Annotated in this window: 20 protein-coding genes and 1 other RNA gene; 16 read left to right on the top strand and 5 right to left on the bottom strand. The window is 59.4% G+C overall.

Annotation, left to right across the window (positions count from 1 at the left end; all coding sequences use genetic code 11):
* The first annotated feature begins 7 nt into the window (after positions 1 to 7).
* The 10 genes from rsgA (at position 8) to nrdR (ending at position 9,988) form a co-directional block, all read left to right on the top strand.
* Entirely contained in the window at positions 8 to 868 is an 861-nt protein-coding gene (gene rsgA / locus GPK89_RS06035) for a ribosome small subunit-dependent GTPase A (protein WP_215692012.1), read from the top strand.
* Positions 865 to 1,497 carry a thiamine diphosphokinase gene (locus GPK89_RS06030; protein WP_215692011.1) on the top strand — a complete coding sequence of 211 codons (633 nt, stop codon included), beginning with the start codon at positions 865 to 867 and terminating at the stop codon, positions 1,495 to 1,497. The genes rsgA and GPK89_RS06030 overlap by 4 nt, the downstream gene beginning before the upstream one ends.
* A gap of 226 nt (positions 1,498 to 1,723) precedes the next feature.
* Positions 1,724 to 3,268, top strand: a complete 1,545-nt coding sequence (locus GPK89_RS06025; protein ID WP_215692010.1) for a DUF3794 and LysM peptidoglycan-binding domain-containing protein — start codon at positions 1,724 to 1,726, stop codon at positions 3,266 to 3,268.
* A 15-nt stretch (positions 3,269 to 3,283) separates the two neighbouring features.
* Entirely contained in the window at positions 3,284 to 4,759 is a 1,476-nt protein-coding gene (gene spoIVA / locus GPK89_RS06020; RefSeq protein WP_215692009.1) for a stage IV sporulation protein A, read from the top strand.
* Between the two features lie 12 nt (positions 4,760 to 4,771).
* Positions 4,772 to 4,984 (top strand): hypothetical protein, encoded by a 213-nt coding sequence (locus GPK89_RS06015; protein WP_215692008.1) that lies wholly within the window; start codon positions 4,772 to 4,774, stop codon positions 4,982 to 4,984.
* Complete coding sequence (locus GPK89_RS06010) at positions 4,981 to 5,235, top strand: pro-sigmaK processing inhibitor BofA family protein (RefSeq protein ID WP_215692007.1); 255 nt, start codon at positions 4,981 to 4,983, stop codon at positions 5,233 to 5,235. Before GPK89_RS06015 ends, GPK89_RS06010 begins: the two co-directional genes overlap by 4 nt.
* Positions 5,236 to 5,282: 47 nt before the next feature.
* Positions 5,283 to 5,621, top strand: an RNA gene (gene rnpB / locus GPK89_RS06005) — RNase P RNA component class A.
* Positions 5,622 to 5,838: 217 nt separating this feature from the next.
* Positions 5,839 to 7,122 carry an aminotransferase class I/II-fold pyridoxal phosphate-dependent enzyme gene (locus tag GPK89_RS06000; RefSeq protein ID WP_215692006.1) on the top strand — a complete coding sequence of 428 codons (1,284 nt, stop codon included), beginning with the start codon at positions 5,839 to 5,841 and terminating at the stop codon, positions 7,120 to 7,122.
* Between the two features lie 53 nt (positions 7,123 to 7,175).
* A complete protein-coding gene (secF, locus tag GPK89_RS05995) occupies positions 7,176 to 9,488 on the top strand; it encodes a protein translocase subunit SecF (RefSeq protein ID WP_215692005.1) in 2,313 nt (770 codons plus the stop codon).
* Between the two features lie 26 nt (positions 9,489 to 9,514).
* Complete coding sequence (gene nrdR / locus GPK89_RS05990) at positions 9,515 to 9,988, top strand: transcriptional regulator NrdR (protein ID WP_215692004.1); 474 nt, start codon at positions 9,515 to 9,517, stop codon at positions 9,986 to 9,988.
* Here nrdR and GPK89_RS05985 read toward each other — a convergent pair.
* Both GPK89_RS05985 and GPK89_RS05980 read right to left on the bottom strand, forming a co-directional pair.
* Positions 9,968 to 10,336 carry a DUF4363 family protein gene (locus tag GPK89_RS05985; protein WP_215692003.1) on the bottom strand — a complete coding sequence of 123 codons (369 nt, stop codon included), beginning with the start codon at positions 10,334 to 10,336 and terminating at the stop codon, positions 9,968 to 9,970. The genes nrdR and GPK89_RS05985 overlap by 21 nt on opposite strands.
* A 9-nt stretch (positions 10,337 to 10,345) precedes the next feature.
* Entirely contained in the window at positions 10,346 to 10,996 is a 651-nt protein-coding gene (locus tag GPK89_RS05980) for a DUF421 domain-containing protein (RefSeq protein ID WP_215692002.1), read from the bottom strand.
* A gap of 67 nt (positions 10,997 to 11,063) precedes the next feature.
* Here GPK89_RS05980 and GPK89_RS05975 point away from each other — a divergent pair, with 67 nt between their 5' ends.
* The 3 genes from GPK89_RS05975 to GPK89_RS05965 are packed head-to-tail and all read left to right on the top strand — an operon-like array spanning position 11,064 to position 14,381.
* Entirely contained in the window at positions 11,064 to 12,509 is a 1,446-nt protein-coding gene (locus GPK89_RS05975; protein WP_215692001.1) for a spore germination protein, read from the top strand.
* Positions 12,499 to 13,497 carry a hypothetical protein gene (locus GPK89_RS05970; protein WP_215692000.1) on the top strand — a complete coding sequence of 333 codons (999 nt, stop codon included), beginning with the start codon at positions 12,499 to 12,501 and terminating at the stop codon, positions 13,495 to 13,497. The genes GPK89_RS05975 and GPK89_RS05970 overlap by 11 nt, the downstream gene beginning before the upstream one ends.
* Positions 13,467 to 14,381, top strand: coding sequence for a hypothetical protein (locus tag GPK89_RS05965; RefSeq protein WP_215691999.1), 915 nt, complete (start codon positions 13,467 to 13,469; stop codon positions 14,379 to 14,381). The genes GPK89_RS05970 and GPK89_RS05965 overlap by 31 nt, the downstream gene beginning before the upstream one ends.
* A gap of 233 nt (positions 14,382 to 14,614) precedes the next feature.
* On the opposite strand, the gene GPK89_RS05960 is transcribed toward GPK89_RS05965, so the two are convergent.
* The 3 genes from GPK89_RS05960 to GPK89_RS05950 all read right to left on the bottom strand — a co-directional run bounded on the left by GPK89_RS05960 (position 14,615) and on the right by GPK89_RS05950 (position 17,886).
* Positions 14,615 to 15,802, bottom strand: coding sequence for a DHHW family protein (locus tag GPK89_RS05960; RefSeq protein ID WP_215691998.1), 1,188 nt, complete (start codon positions 15,800 to 15,802; stop codon positions 14,615 to 14,617).
* Between the two features lie 16 nt (positions 15,803 to 15,818).
* On the bottom strand, positions 15,819 to 17,213 hold the full coding sequence (locus tag GPK89_RS05955; protein ID WP_215691997.1) for an MBOAT family O-acyltransferase: 1,395 nt from the start codon (positions 17,211 to 17,213) through the stop codon (positions 15,819 to 15,821).
* 76 nt (positions 17,214 to 17,289) lie between these two features.
* Entirely contained in the window at positions 17,290 to 17,886 is a 597-nt protein-coding gene (locus GPK89_RS05950; RefSeq protein ID WP_215691996.1) for a DUF4358 domain-containing protein, read from the bottom strand.
* Positions 17,887 to 18,178: 292 nt separating this feature from the next.
* Between GPK89_RS05950 and GPK89_RS05945 the strand changes: the two genes are divergently transcribed.
* The 3 genes from GPK89_RS05945 to GPK89_RS05935 all read left to right on the top strand — a co-directional run bounded on the left by GPK89_RS05945 (position 18,179) and on the right by GPK89_RS05935 (position 20,077).
* Entirely contained in the window at positions 18,179 to 18,712 is a 534-nt protein-coding gene (locus tag GPK89_RS05945; RefSeq protein ID WP_252261500.1) for a Gx transporter family protein, read from the top strand.
* 120 nt (positions 18,713 to 18,832) lie between these two features.
* Complete coding sequence (locus GPK89_RS05940) at positions 18,833 to 19,369, top strand: NADH peroxidase (protein ID WP_078783802.1); 537 nt, start codon at positions 18,833 to 18,835, stop codon at positions 19,367 to 19,369.
* 78 nt (positions 19,370 to 19,447) lie between these two features.
* On the top strand, positions 19,448 to 20,077 hold the full coding sequence (locus GPK89_RS05935; protein WP_215691995.1) for a sporulation protein YunB: 630 nt from the start codon (positions 19,448 to 19,450) through the stop codon (positions 20,075 to 20,077).
* The last annotated feature ends 68 nt before the right edge of the window (positions 20,078 to 20,145 follow it).

The raw sequence follows: 20,145 nt of genomic DNA, 5'->3' as shown, positions 1-20,145 counted from the left end.
GGGAACCATGGCTTATATTACAAAAGGCATCGGCGGCTTTTACTATGTAAAAACGCCGGACGGCATCGTGGAATGCAAAGCCCGCGGTATCTTCCGCAAGCGGGGCATCACGCCGGTGGCGGGGGATAACGTGGCCCTGTCCGCCGATGGCACGATGATTGATGAGATTTTACCGCGCAAGAATGTCTTTATCCGTCCGCCCATCGCCAACCTGGATATTTTGTTCATCGTCACCAGCACGACCCAGCCTGTGCCCAGCACCTTGGTGTTGGACGAACTGGCCGCCGCCGCCATCTACAAGGATGTGCAGCCGGTGCTGGTCGTGACCAAGGCCGACTTGGCCGCTGCGGATATGCTGCGCACCGCCTACACAGGCAGCGGCATCCCGCTGATACAGCTGAACTACGAAACCGGCGAAGGACTGGACAAGATACGCGGGTATATCCAGGGGCATTTGTGCGCTTTCTGTGGCAACTCCGGCGTGGGCAAATCCACACTGTTAAACACACTGGCACCGGAGCTGAAGCGCGAGACCGGGTCTATCAGCCAAAAGCTGGGCCGTGGCCGTCACACGACCCGCGAGGTGGAGATTTTTGAGATTTGCGGCGGCCGTCTGGCCGACACACCGGGCTTTGCCAGCCTGGAAGCGCAAAAGCTCTGCCGCATCCCCAAGGATGATATCCAGCATACCTTCCCGGAATTTGCGCCCTACTTCGGCCAGTGCCGGTTCACCGGCTGCTCCCACCGCAGCGAGACCGGCTGCGCCGTGCGTGAGGCCGTGGACTCGGGGACCATCAGCAAAACACGCTATGCCAGCTACCTTGCCATGTACGAGGAAGCCAGCGCACGAAAGGAGTGGGAAAAATGAGCAAACGTGCCATTATCCTTTCCGCCGTGCCGGTATCCACCGCCGTGGGCCGCTATGTGCGCCCTGGGGATTTCATTGTAGCCTGCGATGCGGGCTACCGCAACGCCGAGCGGCTTGACCTGCGGCCTGATCTGATCGTTGGCGATTTTGATTCTGCCCCGCGCCCCAAGGCCGAGCACGAGACGATCGTGCTGCCCCATGTGAAGGACGACACCGACACCCAGTACGCTGCCCGCTGGCTGCTGGAACATGGCTATGACGAGATCACCCTGCTGGGTGCCCTGGGCGGTGCCCGGCTGGAACATACGCTGGCAAACCTTGCCACCGGGCTGTACCTTGCCAAAAACGGCGTGAAGGTCCTGCTTGCGAACGAGCGGAGTGAGCTGCATTTCCTTGTGCCGAACACCCCGATGGAGCTGCACCGCAGCGACTGGAAGTACGTCTCGGTGTTCCCGCTGGAAGGCCAGCTCACCGGGCTTGCCATCCGCGGTGCGTTCTACCCGCTGGAAAACGCGAAGCTGACCGCCGATTATCCTTTGGGCGTCAGCAATGAATTTGTCGCCGAGACCGCCCGCCTGCAATGCAGCGGCGGCACCGGCGTTGTGGTGCTGACCCGCGACGATGCGTAACACCTGACCCGCCGCCCGCATAGTATGGCGTACACAGACATGGAAAGTGAGGTGTATGCCATGCATGTGGTCGTGGTCCGCTGCCCGCGCGCCTTCCGCTGGCTCCTGCGCGCAGCCTTCAAGGTCTGAAGTTTGAAAAATTCCCCTGCCTGTACCCGGGCAGGGGCTATTTTTTTGCCCCGCCGCATATAATGCCCCAGAACATAACCGGAAAGGGGCAAGCAATATGGAACTCAAGGTGTTCAAAGACACCATAGCATCCTATGGCGGTCGCTGGGAAACGCGGCTGGAACTTCCTGTCGAAACCGAAATTTTGATACCCGACTATCTGCCCGCAGTATTCAAGATTGTCAAGTGTCTAATTGCGCCGGTGGTGCTGCAAAACCGGGTGGCGGGCGGGCGCTGGCAGGTGGAGGGCTACCTGCGCTGCACGGTCTTTTACCAGAGCGAGGAACCCGGCATGCGCCTTTTGCGCACCGAACAGAAATTTGCCTTTGAAAAATCGGTCGAGCTGCCCGCCGGGCAGTACGCCGAGGGTCCGGCGCAGGTCTGGGGCGAACCGGAATACTGTAACTGCCGCGCCGTCAGCGAGCACCGTATCGACCTGCGCGGGGCGTACATCCTGTGTGCCGCCGTAGCCGTGCGCAAAGAGCTGGAGCTGCTGACCTCACTGGCCGACTGCGGCATTGAGCAGTACACCCGCACGATGCAGGGCCTGCAGTGCGCCGTGACCGAGGAAAAGACCCTGACCGCCGAGACCGTCGCCGCACTGCCCGGTGCAGGGGAGAGCGTTCTGGACATCACCGGCAGCTTTGCCCCTGGCGGCGTGACCCTTGCCACCGGGCAAGCCAGTGTGCAGGGCACTTTGCAGATACAAATTTGCAGCCAGAACGCTGACAGCGGCGAGTTGACCGTGCGCAGCAAGGAGCTACCCATCCAGCAGAATTTGGAACTGCCCGGCGCCGCCGAGGACGACACCGCCCTTGTGCGGGGCGAGGTGCTGGCCTGCACTTTAAGTGCCGACGACGGCGCAGGGGAGGCCGCCCTCACCGTCACCTGGAAACTGCGCGTCGAGGTCTGGCGCAGCGTGCAGTACAGCGTCGTGGCGGACGCCTACTCCACGCTCTGCAAGACCCAGACCGTGCAAACCGTCTGCCGCCTTTTGCAGCAAACCACAGCGCTTGCAGGCCGCATCCCCATCAGTATTGAGGATGATTTGCCCGACGCCGACGGCACGGTCCTGGGTTGTTTTGTGACGCTGGGTGCGCTCTGCGCTGCGCCCGCCGAGGGCGACAAGGCCGAAACGCATCTGCGGCTGTCGGGCAAGGGGACCGCCCATGTTTTCATCAGCGATGCCCGGGGCGAACTGACCTGCTATGACAAAACTTTCAGCTGGCAGCCCGGCGGCCTGTGGCCCGGTGCGGCCGATGCCGCCTGGCCCAGCGTGGGGGCGTCCGTCGTGCGGGTCTCCAGCAGTAAAAACGGTGCCCGGCTGCGGGTCGATCTGGAAATCGAAGTCAACGGTGCGCTATTGCAGGCACAGAGCTTTGATGCGCTGTGCGGCGTGGAGCTGGGCGAGGCCTACGATGACAGCGACAGCCCGGCCCTCTACATCTACTATGCCCAGCAAGGGGAGCGTATCTTTGACATTGCCAAGCGCTACCACGCCCGCGCTCGGGACCTGGCCGCCGCCAACCACCTGGAAAGCAGCGAGCCGACCCGGGAGACCACGGCCGACGCCGCCTGCCTGCTGATACCGGCTGCGCTGTAAAGGAGGGGAACATCCGTGACACAGGAGCAAATTTACCACAACATTGCCCAGCGCACAGGCGGGGATATCTACCTTGGCGTTGTGGGGCCGGTGCGCAGCGGAAAAAGCACCTTTATCAAGCGCTTTGCCGAATTGATGCTGCTGCCCCGCATCAAGAACGAAGCCCGACGCGCCCGCGCCCACGACGAGCTGCCCCAATCCGCCGCCGGGCGCACTATCATGACCACCGAGCCAAAGTTCATCCCCGAAAAAGCCGTCAAAATCGACCTTTCGGGCGGCGGCAGTTTCAAAGCGCGGCTCATCGACTGCGTCGGCTACATGGTAGACGGTGCCCTCGGACACGAGGAAAACGAGGCCCCGCGCCTCGTCAAAAGCCCTTGGTTCGACCACGAAGTCCCCTTTGACCTGGCAGCCGAAACCGGCACCCGCTGCGTCATCCGGGAGCACGCCACCATCGGGCTGGTCGTCACGACGGACGGCTCAGTGGCCGACCTGCCGCGGGAAGCCTACCTTGACGCCGAGCGGCGCATCATTGCCGAGCTGAACGACAGCGGCAAGCCTTATGTCATCCTGCTCAACTGCGCCGAGCCAGACAGTGACGACGCCCGCCGCCTCGCCACTGAACTGGCTGAGCGCTACGCCCACGCCGTTGTGCCGCTGAACTGCACGACGATGACCGTTGAGACGCTGGATTCACTCTTGCAGACGCTTTTGTACGAGTTTCCCATCCGGGAGATCGCCGTGCGGATGCCCGGCTGGGTCACGATGCTGGAAAGTGGCCACTGGCTGCAAAGCGCCATCTATACAGCCATGCTGGAATTTGCCGCCTCGGTACACAAAATGGCCGACCTGGCAGGCCGCCGCCCTCAGCTGGGGTGCGAGTATATCACATCCGCGTCGCTCACCGGCATGGACCTTGCCAGCGGCAGTGTGGGCATCAACGCCGTAGTGGCCCCGGATATCTTTTACAAAATCCTTGGTGAGCAGACCGGGCTGGACATCGTGGACGAAGCCAGCCTTTTGCCCTGCGTCGTCAGCCTGGCCCGGGCCAAGCGCGCCTACGACAAGATCAAATCCGCCCTCGACCAGGTCGAAGCCACCGGGTACGGGATCGTCATGCCGGGCATCGACGAGCTGACGCTGGAAGAGCCGGAGATTGTGCGCCAGGGCGGGCAGTACGGCGTGCGGCTTTCCGCCAGTGCGCCCAGTCTGCACATCATACGGGCGAATATCCACACCGAGCTTTCGCCCACCGTCGGCAGCGAGCAGCAGGGCGAAGAGCTCATCAAGAGCTTGCTCTCCGACTTTGAGACCGCCCCCGGCAAGCTGTGGAGCACGAATATCTTCGGCAAGAGCCTGAACGAGCTTGTCAGCGAGGGTGTGCAGGCAAAATTGCTGCATATGCCGCAGGAAGCCCGCGCCCGCCTGCAGCAGACGCTGGAACGCATCATCAACGAGGGCTGCGACGGCCTGATCTGCATTTTGCTGTGACGGAGGGGCCTTATGTTCAGACGCATAAGCAAAGCTGAGCGGGAGCGCCGCGCCGCCAGGGCCGAGCTGGAAACCACCGTGCAGGCCCTGCACGCCAACGAGCGAGCCTTTAAAGAAGCGCAGGACCCCTTTTATATCGAGCAGCTGACCTACCAGCACGCTGCCCTGCTGTGCCGCTGGCGGGCACTGCTGCGCATACTGCGCACAGACCGGGAGAACCTATGACGGAGTATTGGCCCTTCCTCGCTGCGGGCATCTGCGTACTGGCCGTGGTGCGGTGCGCCGCCCGCCAGCGGCACGGCGTGCGCAGTTTGCTGGCCGGGGCTGTCTGCGGGCTAGGGGCGCTGGCCGTGCTGGGGCTGCTGGAACCCGTAACGGGGATTGCGCTGCCGCTGACCCGTTTTACAGCCTTCTGCGCGGGTGTTTTAGGCGTGCCCGGGGTGACGGCGCTGCTGGTTCTGCGGTTGCTGTTGTAACTTTTGCTTGCCAAGGCGCTGTAAATATGCTATACTTTTTTAGAAAACGAGTGGAACATACGGCGGCGGGACAGCCCGCAAGGGCTGCCTGAGGAAAGTCCGGGCTTCACAGAGACAGAGTAACTGCTAACGGCAGCCGGGGGCGACCCCAGGGATAGTGCAACAGAAAGAAACCGCCGCGAAAGCGGTAAGGATGGAAAGGCGAGGTAAGAGCTCACCAGCGCACTGGCGACTTTGCGGCTATGTAAACCCTGCTCGAAGCAACATCCGTATGGGACATTATGCGGAGTCTCGCGCGTCCCGGTGATGGCGTGAGCCTTGCGGTGACGCAAGGACAAGATAGATCGTCGTTTGATACAGAACCCGGCTTACGGTCCAGTCGTTTTTTTCTTTGTCTATTACAAAAGCACATCTGTTTTTTTGGTGCAGATGTGCTTTTTTGTATTTTTCCGCATAAAAAAGTGCAAATCATGGCAAAAAGCGCTTGTTTATTTCGGAAAAATCGTATATAATGTAGTGTACTCCTGCGATTGTGCCAAGATAGAGGGGCGCAGCTGCAGCGGGGAATAGGGAAAGTACATATTTTTTTAGGGGGATCGTATTATGGCTGATTATTTTGCAATGGATCGCAACGAACTCACCGCTGAAAAAGCCGCACTGGAAGCCCAGTACAAAAAGTTCCAGGACATGGGCCTGAAGCTGAACATGGCACGCGGCAAACCCGGCCCTCACCAGATGGACCTGGCTATGGATCTGCTCAAGATAGACAACTACATCACTGACAGCGGCTTCGACACCCGCAACTACGGCGAGTTGGAGGGCCTTCCCGAGGCCCGCGCCCTGTTTGCCGATGTGTTCGGCGTTAAGCCCAGCGAGGTTTTCGTCGGCGGCAACTCGAGCCTACAGCTGATGTACAATTTGGTCGCCATCGGCATGATGTTCGGCTTTCAGGAGTCCCCGAAGCCCTGGGGCCAGGTCGAACACCGCAAGTTCCTCTGCCCGGTGCCCGGCTATGACCGCCACTTTGCCATCACCGAGGAAATGGGCTTTGAGCTGATTTCTGTACCCATGAGCCCCGACGGCCCCGATATGGACATGATCGAGGAGCTCGTCGCCAACGATGACACCATCAAGGGCATCTGGTGCGTACCGCAGTACTCCAACCCCGACGGCTACACGTACAGCGATGAGACCATCCGCCGCTTCGCCGCTATGAAGACCGCCGCCCCGGATTTCAAGATTTTCTGGGACGAGGCTTACATCGTCCACCACCTGACCGATGAGATCATTGAGACACCCGTCCTGCTGAACGAGGCCAAGAAGTACGGCAACGAAGATCGTGTCTTTATGTTCACGTCCACCAGCAAGATCACCTTCCCGGGCGCAGGCATTTCTGCCATTGCCTGCAGCGAGAACTCGATGAAGTATATGTGCAAGCGGTTCTCTACCATGATTATCAGCTATGACAAGATGAACCAACTGCGCCACGTCCGTTTCCTCAAGAACAAGGCCGGTGTGCTGGCCCATATGGCCAAGCATCGCCGCCGCCTGGTGCCCTGCTTTGACGCCGTCAAAACCACCTTTGCTGATGAGCTGACCCCCTGCGGCGATATCGCCCACTGGACGAACCCCAAGGGTGGCTACTTCATCAGCCTGTACGTCATGCCCGGCTGCGCCAAGCGCGTGGCCCAGCTGTGCAAGGACTGCGGCCTGACTCTGACAGGCGCAGGCTCTGCCTACCCCTATCACAAGGACCCCGATGACTCGCATCTGCGCATTGCGCCGACCTATCCGAGCCTCGACGAGGTCGAAACTGCTTCTGCACTGCTGTGCGTCTGTGTGCGCCTGGCAGTTGTTGAAAAGCTGCTGGCCGATAAGGCTGAATAAGCGGCAAAAATCTATCCCGCCCGCCGGTGCGGGCAAGTTTTTTGGAGGTTTCTATGAACAGAAAAGGGAAGTCATGGCCGTTGTTCGTCGTGGCAATTTTGATCGTGCTGTTCTCCCTGACGGCCATTTTGGGTGTGAGCTATACCTACGGCGACACCAAGAATGCCTATGTCAAGGGGGCATCTGACATCCGCTTCGGCATCGATATCCGCGGCGGCGTGGACGTTACATTCATGCCTGCCGACGATGTGGAGGCCACCGATGCCCAGATGGCCGCAGCTAAAACGGTTATCGAGGATCGCCTTGTCGGCCTCGGCATCACCGACTACGAGAGCTACGTCGACAACAACAAAAATCGTATCATCGTGCGTTTTCCCTGGAAGAGCGATGAAGCGGACTTCAACCCGCAGACCGCTATCGATGAGATCGGCACCACCGCCAAGATGGTGTTCCGCAAGGGATCTTCCTCCACGGGTGAGGAGATTCTGAGCGGTGACGACGTGGCTTCCGCAAGCGCCGCCTACAATGAGACCGAAGGCTGGGTCGTCCAGCTGAAGTTCAACTCCGACGGTGCGTCCGCTTTTGCCGCCGCTACCACCGAGCTGGCTGCCAACAACGGCACCATTTCCATCTGGCTGGATGACTCGAACATTTCCACCGCCACGGTCAACGAGGCCATCACCGGCGGTGAGGCCATCATCAAGGGCAACTTTGACCAGGACAGCGCTTCCACGCTGGCAAACCAGATCAACTCCGGTTCTCTGCCGTTTGCCCTGTCCGCGGAAAGCTACTCCACCATCAGCCCCTCGCTGGGCGCCAAGAGCCTGGACGTTATGGTGCAGGCCGGTATCATCGCCTTCATCCTGGTCGCGCTGATGATGATTTTCCGCTACCGTCTGCCCGGCACCATCGCCGTTATCTCCCTGATGGGCCAGGTCGCCGCCACGCTGGCAGTCGTCTCCGGCTACTTCAGCGTGTTCCCGGGTTCCACGCTGACCCTGCCCGGCATCGCCGGTATCATCCTGGGCATCGGCATGGGTGTTGACGCAAACGTCATCACTGCCGAGCGCATCAAGGAAGAGCTTGCCAAGAACAAGACCCTGGAGGGCGCTGTCAACAGCGGCTTCAAGATGGGTCTGACCCCCATCATCGACGGCAACGTGACCATTGTTATCGTCGCCGCTATCCTGATGGGTGCTTTCGGCCCCACGGACGGCTTCTGGGCCAAGGTCTTTAACCCCATCTTCTTCTGGTTTGGACCTTCCACGGCCGGCACCATCTACTCCTTCGGCTTCACCTTACTGACCAGTGTTCTGCTCAACTTCGTGTTCGGCGTTTGGGCCACCCGCGTTATGATCCGCGGTGCAGTCCACTTCAAGCCGCTGCGCAAAGCCTGGCTCTTCGGCGGCAAGAAGGAGGGCGGTGCCAACTTCAAAACGCCTTCCATCAACTTCATCGGCAACCGCAAGAAGTTCTACACCTTCTCCTGCGCACTGATTGCTGTTGTGCTCGTGTTCTGTGCCGTGTTCGGCGTCAAGATGGACGTTGAGTTCAAAGGCGGCTCTATGATCACGCTGGCCTATGAGGGCGACGTTGACCTGAACGACCTGAAGTCCGCCATCGGCAGCGAGCTGGGCAAATCTGATTTGACCCTGCAGACCGGCTCTGATATCTCCGGCAACCAGACCTTGACCGTCACCCTGCCCGGCAGCGACACACTGACCACCGAGCAGCTGGACAACCTGCTGGCCTCCATGAACGAGCAGTACCCCGACAACAACTTTGCCCAGAATGAGGTCAGCAACGTCGATGCCACCATCGGCAACGAATTCCTGCTCAAGAGCGTCGTCGCGCTGGTCGCCGCCTGTGTGCTGATTCTTCTCTATGTGGCCTATCGTTTCCGCAAAATCGGCGGCCTCAAGGCCGGTTCCACCGCCATTGTGGCGCTGCTGCATGATATGTTTGTCGTGTTCGGCGTGTTCGTCATCCTGCGCATTCCTCTGAACGGCAACTTCATTGCTGCGCTGCTGACCATCCTGGGTTACTCCATCAACGATACCGTCGTTATCTACGACCGTATCCGTGAGAACAGCGCCCTGTACGGCAAAAAGCAGATGAGCCTTGCCGAGCTGGTCAACCTGTCCATCAACCAGAGCTTTGCCCGCTCTCTGATGACCTCCATCACCACCTGCCTGGCACTGGGCGTCGTCTGCGTGATCTCCGTCATCTACCGTCTGGACAGCATCTACTCCTTCGCGTTCCCGTTGCTGTTCGGTATGGTCAGCGGTGTGTACAGCACGATTTGCATTGCTACGCCGCTGTGGGTCGACTGGAAGAACAAGAAGAAGGCCCCCAAGAAGGCTTGAGCTTGTAGAAAAGGAGGGTACCCGATATGAAATGCCCCTACTGCGGTGAAGTGGATTCCAAGGTCATCGATTCCCGCCCGACGGAGGATGGCGAAAAGATTCGCCGCCGCCGTGAGTGCCTGAACTGCAAAAAGCGCTTTACCACCTACGAGATTGTCGAGACGGTCCCGCTGATGGTCGTGAAGAAAGACCGTTCCCGCGAGGTCTTTGATCGCCAGAAGCTGCTGAATGGTATGCTGCGCGCCTGCGAGAAGCGCCCTGTCAGCTACACCCAGCTGGACGCTGCCGTAGACCGCATTGAGCAGCAGCTGCTCAACTCTTACGACCGCGAGGTTTCCTCCATCCATATCGGCGACCTGGCTATGCAGGAGCTCAAGCAGATGGACGATGTCGCCTACGTGCGCTTTGCCTCTGTCTACCGCCAGTTCAGCGACGTCAACACCTTCATGGAAGAACTGAAGGACATGTTGGACAGCCGCTCAAAACCCGCCGAAAAATGATTGCCGCACCTGGGCTATCTGGGCACAGGCGCGCTGCGTCTCCATTTCTAGGTCGGCCAGGCTGTCCGCTTCGGCACAGGGCGGCAGCACCGCCATCGTCTGGTTCAGCTGGTCGATAATGTTGCGCCGCACCAGCAGCGCCAGCAAGGCGCTGTCGCGCTCGGCCCGCCAGGTCGTCTGCGCATAGGCTGCGCGGGCGGCAGGGTAGTCGCCCTGTTCCGCCAAGGCATAAGCCCGCTGCACACCCGCCTGCATGGCATCGGTGGTGTCGGTCACGTACCGCCCCGCCAGGTACAGCAGCAGGCAGAGCACCAGCAAAATTGCGGCTGCATACCAGTTCCGTTTCATAAGCACCTTTCAGGCCGTCCCTTTGGGGGCGGCCTTTTTCTGTATCAATACGATCTTTTCACCGTTGTAAAGCAGCATGAGCACCTTTTCCCGGGTTACGTTCTGTCGGACCAGCAGAGCGTCCAGTGCGGCAGCATCCATGCCGAAAAAGGCGAGATTTTCTTTGTAAACCGCCTTATCGATGAGCAGTGGCAGCATGGGCGGGGCCTCGCCGTCCTGTGGCATGGGCGCGGCCGTGATGCTGCCGTTCGGCTCCACCACACCCCAGTAGACATCCTCGGGCGAGAAAATATCCTTGCCGCGCAGTGCCTCGGCCAAATCGGACGCCGTGATGCGAAGCTGGGCCAATTCATTTTGCTGTATCTCGCCGTTGCGGATGATCGTTACCGGTTTGCCCAAGAGGAGCTGGGCATATTTCGGGCAGAACCAGACAAGTGTTGAGTTTAGAATTTCCAGCGCAGTTATTAAAAAAATCGGCACGAGACTCGCCGACAGCGGCAGGTCAGGCTCATCGATGCAGATGGACGCGACGTTGGAGATCAGCAGCGTCGTCACCAGCTCGGAGGGCTGCAATTCACCCAGCTGGCGCTTGCCCATCAGCCGCATAGCCACCACCACGGCCAGGTACACCAGCACTGTACGCACGACCGAAGAAATCATTCGGGCCACCTCCTCATAAATCCCGGCGAAAGCGGCAACACTATTTTGCGTGAGAGGGGGAACACCGATGCCGCAAAAACCGCTGAACCGTTCGCTGGATGCAAACCTTGCGTTTCTCGATGAAATGTTTGGTCATTCTGATGATTTCTATACAAAGCGCCTGATGATCGCGGGCGTACCCTGCGCCGCCATTATGTTCACCGGGCTATCCTCACCGGAAAAGCTCTGCCGTATGGCGCTGGATATGCTGGACCGCGACCCGGCCATGCTGGGCGGCGGGGAGGGGCTGTGCGACTACTTGCTGACCCAAAGCCGCATCCCGGCTGAGCCGGACGCCATCACCGACGAGACGACACTTATAGAAATGCTCTCCAACGGCCTGTCCGTGCTGCTGATTGAAGGCGTTGCCAAGGCCGTGGCGTTTTCGACCCAGGAAATGCCGCAGCGGTCTGTCTCGACGCCCACCGGCGAGGGCAACCTGCGCGGGCCGCAGGAAGCGTTCACTGAGCTTTTGCGCAATAACATTTCGCTGCTGCGGCGGCAGCTCCGCACCGGGACACTGGCGGCAGAAATTTACACAGCCCGCACCCGCGCCAAGACCGAATACTGCCTGTGCTATGACAGCCGCCTGGCCCCGCAGGAGACCATTGACGCACTGCGGGCGCGGCTGGCCGCGGTAGAGATACCCGTTCTTTTGGATAGCGCCTACTTTGCGTCTTTCCTCAAGCAGGACAAGCTCAATCTGTTCCCGGCTGCCGCCTACACCGAGCGCCCGGCCACGGCCTGCGCCCGCCTGTGCGAGGGCAAGGCCGTTGTGCTGGTGGCGGGCTGCCCCTACGCGCTCATCATCCCCAGCTTTTTTGCCGAGCATTTCGAGTGCCTTGACGACTACGCCTCCAGTGCCGTGTTTGCGGGACTGATCCGCATTTTAAAATATCTGGCATTTCTGTTGGCCGTATTCGGGCCGGGTCTGTACGTCATGGCCGTGGCCTTTGCGCCGGAGATCATCCCCATCCAGCTGTTGACCAAGCTCGCCCAGGGGGAGACATCGACGCCGCTGCCGCCGATGATGGAAATGCTCTGCGTGACGCTGTTATTGGAGATCGTGCGCGAAGCCGGGTTGCGCGCACCGCAGTCCATCAGTCACACCGTCAGCCTCGTGGGGGCGCTCATCATCGGCGAGACCGCCGTCAGTGCGGGTATCGTCAGCGTACCAGTTTTAACGATGGCCGCGGCTGCTACCATTGCCACGCTGGCTGTGCCGTCGCTGTACGAGCAGACGATTTTGTTCCGCTTTGCTGTTATTCTGCTGGCCGGGTGCTTCGGCGTGCTAGGGCTGGCCTGCGCCGCGCTGACGATTTTAGCCATGGCCTGCGGCAGTGAGCCATTCGGGTATGACTACCTCTACCCGCTGCTGCCGCCCACCCACGCCAGCCTGCGGGACGGCTTTGTGCGCAGCATCTGGAGCCGCTTGGCCCAGTCCAGGGAGGTGCTCAGCCGCGATGAAACGTGAATGCCCAAGCCTGTTTGCGGCACTGCTGATCAGCCTGCTGGTCAACGTGCTGCTGCGCAGCCAGACAGCCTACTGGCCCCGGGCCGGGCTGGCGGCGGCGCTGGTCTGCGTGCCAATACTGGCCGCCGCCGGCTGGCTGTTCGCCCGATGCTGGCGGCTGGCCGCCGACCCGGTGTACAAATTGCTGTTCGGGGCGCTGCTCTTCTATACCTCGGTACTAGAGCTTCTGCGCCTGTGGCAGCTGGCGGGGCGGCTGTACCCCGGTGCTGTCACGCTGACATCGGTCTGCCTGCTCTGTGTGCTGCCGGTCGTCTATCTGCGGCGGGTGTCGGCGCTGTCCCAGACGGCCCACGCCGTTTTGTGCCTGTTGGTCCTCGTCACCGCCGTGATGCTGGTCTCCGTACTGCCGCGCCTGCGGGTGACGAATTTGCAGACTGCACCGCTGACGCAGGGGGATTTTCGCGCTGCCGCAAAAGACCAGCTGACGCTCTACCCGGAGTATCTGCTGCCCGCCCTCTGGCCCGAGCAGGACAAGCGTGGCCGCCACGCGCTGCTGCGGCTGGCCGGGTATACACTGGCCTTTGACGTGGGGATGCACCTGCTTTTGGAGCTGTTCTACGGCGCGGCCATGCCGCTGCGGATTGACCCCGTACACGCCGCCGCGCGGTGCGGGGCGCTTTCGATTTTCAATCGGCTGGAGTGGCTGCAATTTATTTTGTGGGTCATGGCGGTCACGGTCAAGCTGGCGCTGTATCTCTATGCGCTGGTGCGGCTGCTGGGCGGGCAGAGCAAGGCCGAAAACAGCGCCGCCGGACTGGACCGGTTCCCGCTGTACCTTGGCGGTATCTGGCTGCTCTGCGCCGTGCTGCGCAAGCTTGACCTGGACGCCGCGCTGCCGCTGCGCAGCACTATGACCTGGGGCTTTGTCGTTCTGACCTGGATGGGAGGTGCCGCCGCGTGTCTGTGCAAAAAGTTAAGGCGTGCCTGATTTTGTGTGTTGCCGTGCTGCTCTGTGGCTGCGGGCAGGCGCTTTCTGAACGGGAGATCGTCCGCGCTGTGTTTTTTGCGCAGCAGCAGGGGCAGTATTCGGTCTGCCTGCTGCTGGCCGACCAAAACGGCGGGGAGGACGGTGTACACTACAAGACCGCCAGCGCCCGGGGTGCAACGCCTGCCCAGGCCCTGCACCGGACTGAGGACACGCTGCCCGGGCAGCTCTATTACGGCCTGCTGGATCTGGCCGCCCTGCCGCCGGGCTCAGACTGGCAGACAGCGCAGACCCTGGGCACACTATTGTATGACAAAGCCCAGCCAGCACCGGAGCTGTCTGTATTTGTGCTGGACGATGCCGCCCACAGCTGGGCGCAGGACGCCGCGAATCTATATGAGGACATGAAGGCCGTGGAGCAGGAATACGCCCTGCACTGCGGCTTGCAGCAGCTCTTTACCCAGGCCGACGGCTGTGCTGTGCCCGGCTACCGCACCGACAGTGGGTATGATTTTTACCTGCTGGCAAAGGATGCCCCCGCCAGGCGCGTCAGTGGTCTGCCTGCCCAACTGGCGGCGGTGCTCTGCGGGCAGGCAGATAATTTTTTTTCGGCGTACCACGATGGGCAGGCGCTCTGCAAAAGCGAAGTCAATGTGACCGTAGAGGATACCGCCGTGCAGCTGCATCTGCGGGATTGTACGCTGCAATCCCTGGCCGATGCGGATGACGATTTGCAGGGGTTTCTCTGCGCAGAGTTGCAGCACGCTTTCGCCGCGCTGACCAACGATGCCAAAGCTGATTTTTTCCATTTGCAATTCTGGCATGAGAATTTGTATGGCGTGGGAAGGGAAGCTCCGGCACCCACATTGGCCGTTGTTTTTGAGTAGAGGCGAATTCCATATCCGCACGCAAGAAAGCGGCTCCCCATAGGCCGAGGGCCGGGCATGCCCGGCCCCTACAATACGGCTGCGTTTTAATGCGGCAGCAATATGGAACACGGCCTGGGAGGCATATATCACATTTGTTGCAGGAGGCGGCGTCCTCGACGCCCTGCCATCGCACATCCATACAAAAAACGAGCCTGAACGTTTCACGAAACGTTCAGGCTCGCCTTCGTTTTTTACTGTATCGTCGATGGCCGCGAAATATAGATCAAATTCGTGTCCGCGATGAAGGTCTGGAAGTTGTAAAGCACCAGCACTTCGTTATAGCCCTCTTTCTCGATCGTCGAGTCGAGGCCGTACTTGAAATTGCGGAAATCCACCACGCCGATCTTGGCATAATTCTCGGTCAGATAGGGGATAAAGCTGTTGGCGTAGCTGTCCTTCACCACCAGAATACTGCCGGTGCCGCTGCCCTCGATCGTCGAATAGCCGTTGTTGCCGTCCAGGAACGCCGCATACTTGTCGCGGGTGGCAAATTTATCGGCATTCACAATGTTCTCGGTCTTGTCCGGCTCGTACTGGGCCTCGCCGGTGATTTTGTAAACCGTCATCAGGCTGTCCAGCGGGTAGTAGGTGATCTCGTCATTCTGCACATTCCACAGACGCGTGGCTGAGTAGTGCGTGCCCTGGAAATCTGTCACCGTCACAGCCTCATGTGCGGTGCGGTCAAAGGGCGTCAGGCCCTTCAGTGTACAGAACTGCTCGTAGGCGTGGTACGCACCGTTGGGCGTCCAGTGGTGGTCGGTCTTGAAATACAGGTACTCGTCCTTTAATTCAGTGAACGGTTCCCGCAGATCAATGGCATCGGCATTCTGGCCGATTTTTGCAAAGATGTCATCGAGCATTGCGTTTTCATCTACCATCGGTGCGCCCAGGGGGAGCGCTTCGGGGTAGATGACACTGGCCGACGGTGCCAGCAGGAAGGTGACTTTGCCCGGGTGATTTGCGGCAAAATCGCTGACTGCCGTGATATTTTTGTCCAGCTGCTTCTTCGTGGCATCGTCCACGGTGAACAGCTTTGTAAACATCCAGTGGTCCTTGCCCAGCAGGATGCCGCCTTCCTCCACTTTCTGAAACAGCACCTCATCCGCCGCGCGCTGGGTGTTGACCGCTGCGTCACGGAAGGCAAACTGATCCTGCATCCAGCGGGAGAAGCCGCTCTGCCAGCTGCCGTCCAGCAGCGTACTGACGCTGAACGCCGGAAAGGGCGCTGCCTTGCGGTTTTCCAATTCCAGCTGGGTGCGCTTGGGCCACAGCAGGTTCACCAGTGAAAAGCCAAACAACAGCGCACCGCAGAGGAATAGCAGCGCATAGCCCGGGCGGCGTTTGCCGCTGTCTTTACGGTAGACAACTTTCGTAGACATACAGCCATTCCTCCTCTCAGAAATTCGCGTACAGCGCCGTAGCATTCGTGGCAGCCACCACGTAACAGACGCACAGCACGGTCAGCAACGCAAACACAATGAGCTTGGCCGCCGTGTTTTTGCTGATTTTTGCCCACAGCCAGCTGGGCAAAGTGGACGAGCAGACGCAGCCCAGCGCCAGCAGCACACCATAGTTGCGCAGGTAGTACAGCGGGGCAATGCCGCCCTGGGGCACAAACAGCTTTTGCAGCAGCAAGCCCAGCGGTGCGCCGGGCTGATTGGCCGTAAAGATGCCCCAGCCCAGTACCACAAAGAACAGCGTGTAGATGTGCGGCCAGACTTTGCCCCTTTTCAGGTATTTCATCAAAAAGTTCTTTTCAATGGTCAGCAGCACAAAGTAGTAAAGTCCCCAGGCGATAAAGTTCCAGCTGGCGCCATGCCAGATGCCGGTAGCCGCCCAGACCAGGAACATATTAAAAAGCTGCCGCGCCGCGCCTTTGCGGTTGCCGCCCAAGGGAATGTAGATGTAATCCCGGAACCAGCCCGAAAGCGTGATATGCCAGCGCCGCCAAAATTCGGTGATGCTACCGGAGATATACGGCAGATTGAAGTTGGCCGGGCAATCAAAGCCAAGCAGAGCAGCCAGGCCGTTGCTCATCTCACTGTAACCGGCGAAGTCGAAATACAGCTGCAAACTGTACGCGATAATGCCCAGCCATGCCAGCGGGGTCGAGACATTCGCCAGCCCCACGCCACCCCCACCGATGATATCAGTCCACAGCGCACCGATGGAATCCGCCAGAATGACTTTTTTTGCGAGGCCGAACACGAATAGTTCCGCACCTCGCTGGGCCTTTGCCAGCGTGCAGCGGTTTTGGCCATCGTGCAGCTGGTCGGCCATCTCGCGATATTTCACGATAGGCCCGACAATAAGCTGCGGGAAGAAGAGGACATACACCGCAAACGTCAGGAAATTTTTCTCCGGTTTGATTTTGCCCGTGTAGACATCGACCTCATAGCTGATGATTTTAAAGATGTAATAGCTGATGCCCAGCGGCAGCACCGCGCCGATATTCAGGGCTGCAATGCCAAAATGTCCGATTTGATTCAGCGTGTCGATCAGAAAGTTGGCATACTTGAAATACACCAATACTCCCAGGTTGACCAGCACCGCCACGGCTGGCAGCAGACCGCGCAGCTTAGCCCCGGTCTTGGCTGTCAGCAGCGCCCACAGGTAGTTGAACACGATAAGCGCTGCAATCAGCGGCAGAAATTCAATGCCGGTCCAGCAGTAGAAAATCAGGCTTTCTGCCAGCAGCACTGCATTTTTGGCGCGGCCGGGCACCAGATAATACAGCAGCAGGGAAAGCGGCAGAAAGCAGAACAGGAACACCACACTGTTAAAAACCATGGCGTACTCCCTTCTTTTGAATCATGTTAAAAAAGGGCCGTTGCCGAACGGCAGCGGCCCTGCATCGGGTCATCTTTTAGAAGTTGAGGGCCGTCTCCAGCGCGGTGTCGATGGGGGCGTAGTCCGGGTTAGCGATACCGGCAATGACGATAGCGACATAGTTGCCGTTGGTCACAATGCGGGCGTCCTTCGCCAGGGCAATCTTGTCGGCAAACTCGGCGTACAGGTCGTTAGCGGACAGGCTCTCTTTGTAGGCTTCCAGCTCGGCCTTCACAGCGTCAACCTGGCCGTCCTTGGCCTGGGCCACAAAGACAAGGCCGCAATCTGCCTGGTCGTTGGTGACGTCGCCCTTGTAGCCGACGAGGTTGTCCATCGTCAGCATCAGCTCATTCTCCACAGAGAAGTCGTCCAGCGCACGGGGGTTGGCGATGGGGTTGACAGCCTCGATAGCGGCAACGGCGGCATCAAGGTTGGCGGTGTTGGCTTCATCGCTCACGACACTCTCAGTCGAGCCGTCTGCACTGCCAATAGCAGTGGTTTCCTCAGAAGAAGCAGCCTCGGAAGAAGCAGCAACGGAAGTGCTCTCGCTGGCGGCAGGAGTGCTGTCTGCAGTAGAACCGCAGGCAGCCAGCAGCATAGCGCAGCACAGAATCACAGGAATCAGTTTTTTCATAGGTGAAATTCTCCTTTTATATTTCGGTAAGGTTTTCCCTCACGTATAGGTACAGTTTTCCCATACTTTTATAAGGATACACTATTTGGCTGTTTTTTTCAAGATGTTTTGGGCGAAACACAAGCCGCCCGGCAGCAAAAATATGTAAACTTTTTATGCCTTGACAAACCGCCCTTCGGCAGGGTATATTCAAGACAAAGTAAAAACCAGATTTGTAAGAGCGGATGCTCGCCTCCGCCCGCGGGTCGATGGTGAACATCGACCCCTATACTATGAGGAAGTGAACTGCCAGATGCGCAATCCAAAAGCCCGCGAGACCGCATGGACCGGGATGCTGTTTGCCCTTGCCATCGCACTGTCCTGGCTGGAATCCATGGTATCGCCCCTACTGGGGCTGATGCCTGCCATTAAGTTAGGGCTGTCCAATATTGTGGTCATGTACGCGCTGCTGTTCCTGCGCACCCGCACGGCGGTATTGCTGGTGGTGCTCAAGGCACTGTTTGCCTTTCTGGCGCGCGGCGTGACCGCTGGTTTTCTTTCCTTATGCGGCGGGGCGCTGGCGCTGGCCGCGTATCTTTTGCTGCTGCATCTGCCCGGGGTCAGCGGGTACATATTCTGCACCTGTGGGGCGCTGGCGCACAACCTCGGCCAGCTGATGGGGGCAGCCATCCTCCTGTCCAGCGGCATGGCGCTTGCCTATGCGCCGGTGCTGCTGGCGGCCGGGCTGATCGTTGGCGGCATCAGCTGTGTGCTGACCAAAGCACTGTTCACCGCGCTGCCCAGTTCCGCCGGGCAGCAGCGGAAGGGGAGTCCTTTCAAAAATTAAGATTATTTCTTAAAAAGTATAAAATCGCTATTGACAAACCTGTGAACGTATCGTATAATATAGCCACAGACACAGGAATGTGTCCTAGGAGCTATTACAAAATAACAGGAGGCAATTCTTATGACGAAGTACGTTTGCACCGTTTGTGGTTATATCGCTGAGGGTTCTATTCCCGAGTTCTGCCCGGTCTGCAAGGCCCCGGCATCCAAATTTATTGAGAAGAAGGACAACACCTACGTGACCGAGCATGTCGTCGGCATCGCCAAGGATGTTCCCGAGGAAATCAAGCAGGGTCTGCGTGAGAACTTCAACGGCGAATGCAGCGAGGTCGGCATGTACCTGGCTATGAGCCGCGTCGCTGACCGCGAGGGCTACCCCGAGATCGCCGAGGCTTGGAAGCGCTACGCTTTCGAGGAGGCCGAGCACGCTTCCAAGTTTGCCGAGCTGCTGGGTGAGGTCCTGACCGACAGCACCAAGAAGAACCTGCAGATGCGCGTTGACGCCGAGTGTGGCGCCTGCGCCGGCAAGATGGACCTTGCCAAGAAGGCTAAGGAGCTGAACCTCGATGCCATCCATGACACCGTCCACGAGATGGCAAAGGACGAGGCCCGTCATGGCCGCGGTATGCAGGGCCTGCTGGACCGCTACTTCAAATAATCATACCTAAAGCACACTGCGCCCCGGAGTTTGAACGCTCCGGGGCGTTTTTGCATAGGATACGCCGGGGGTGGTGCCATGCGGCGGTGCAGTGTAAAAGCCATGCGACGGGCGCAGCTGCGCGGGGTTTTGTGGCTGCTGGCGGCGTCTCTGCTGGCGGGAGGGCTGTGGCTGAACCGCTATGTCAACACAGTCATCAAACCCACTCTGCACGAGCTGGCCGAATACGAAGCTCGCGCCGCCACCGTGCAGGCCGTCAATCGGGCCGTGGCAGCGGCGCTCGCAGCGGATGCGTCCCTTACCGATGCGCTGTTTGTGCAGAGCGGCGGCATCGTCAGTCTGGACGCAGCAGCCGCCGGGGCCGCGCAGCTGCGCCTTGTCAGCGCCGTGCAGGAGGAAATGAACGCTTTGCCGGAGGAAAATTTCACGATTCCTTTCGGCAGCCTGACGAACAACTCACTGCTCAGCGGCCTTGGCCCGGGCTGGCGGATGCAGGTACAGCCCAAGGGCTACGCGGAGGGGCATATCCGGGAAGCGACGGAGTCTTTATCCATCAATACCACACGATACAGCGCAGTTTTGCAGCTGTCCGTCACCGTCAATATGATTCTGGACGGCAGCACCGCCACGCTGACCGTATACGCCGACTACCCATTGGCAAGTGTGCTGATTGGCGGCGATACCCCGAGCGCCTACGCCGGGATTTGATTTGATTGTTGAAGTTTCTCTGTGCAGTGTGGTATACTAAAGTGATACCAACAAACGGAGTGGAACAG

The sequence above is a fragment of the Gemmiger formicilis genome (assembly GCF_018784445.1).
GTDB lineage: Bacteria > Bacillota > Clostridia > Oscillospirales > Ruminococcaceae > Gemmiger.
This window is presented reverse-complemented; position numbering and strand designations above follow the sequence as displayed.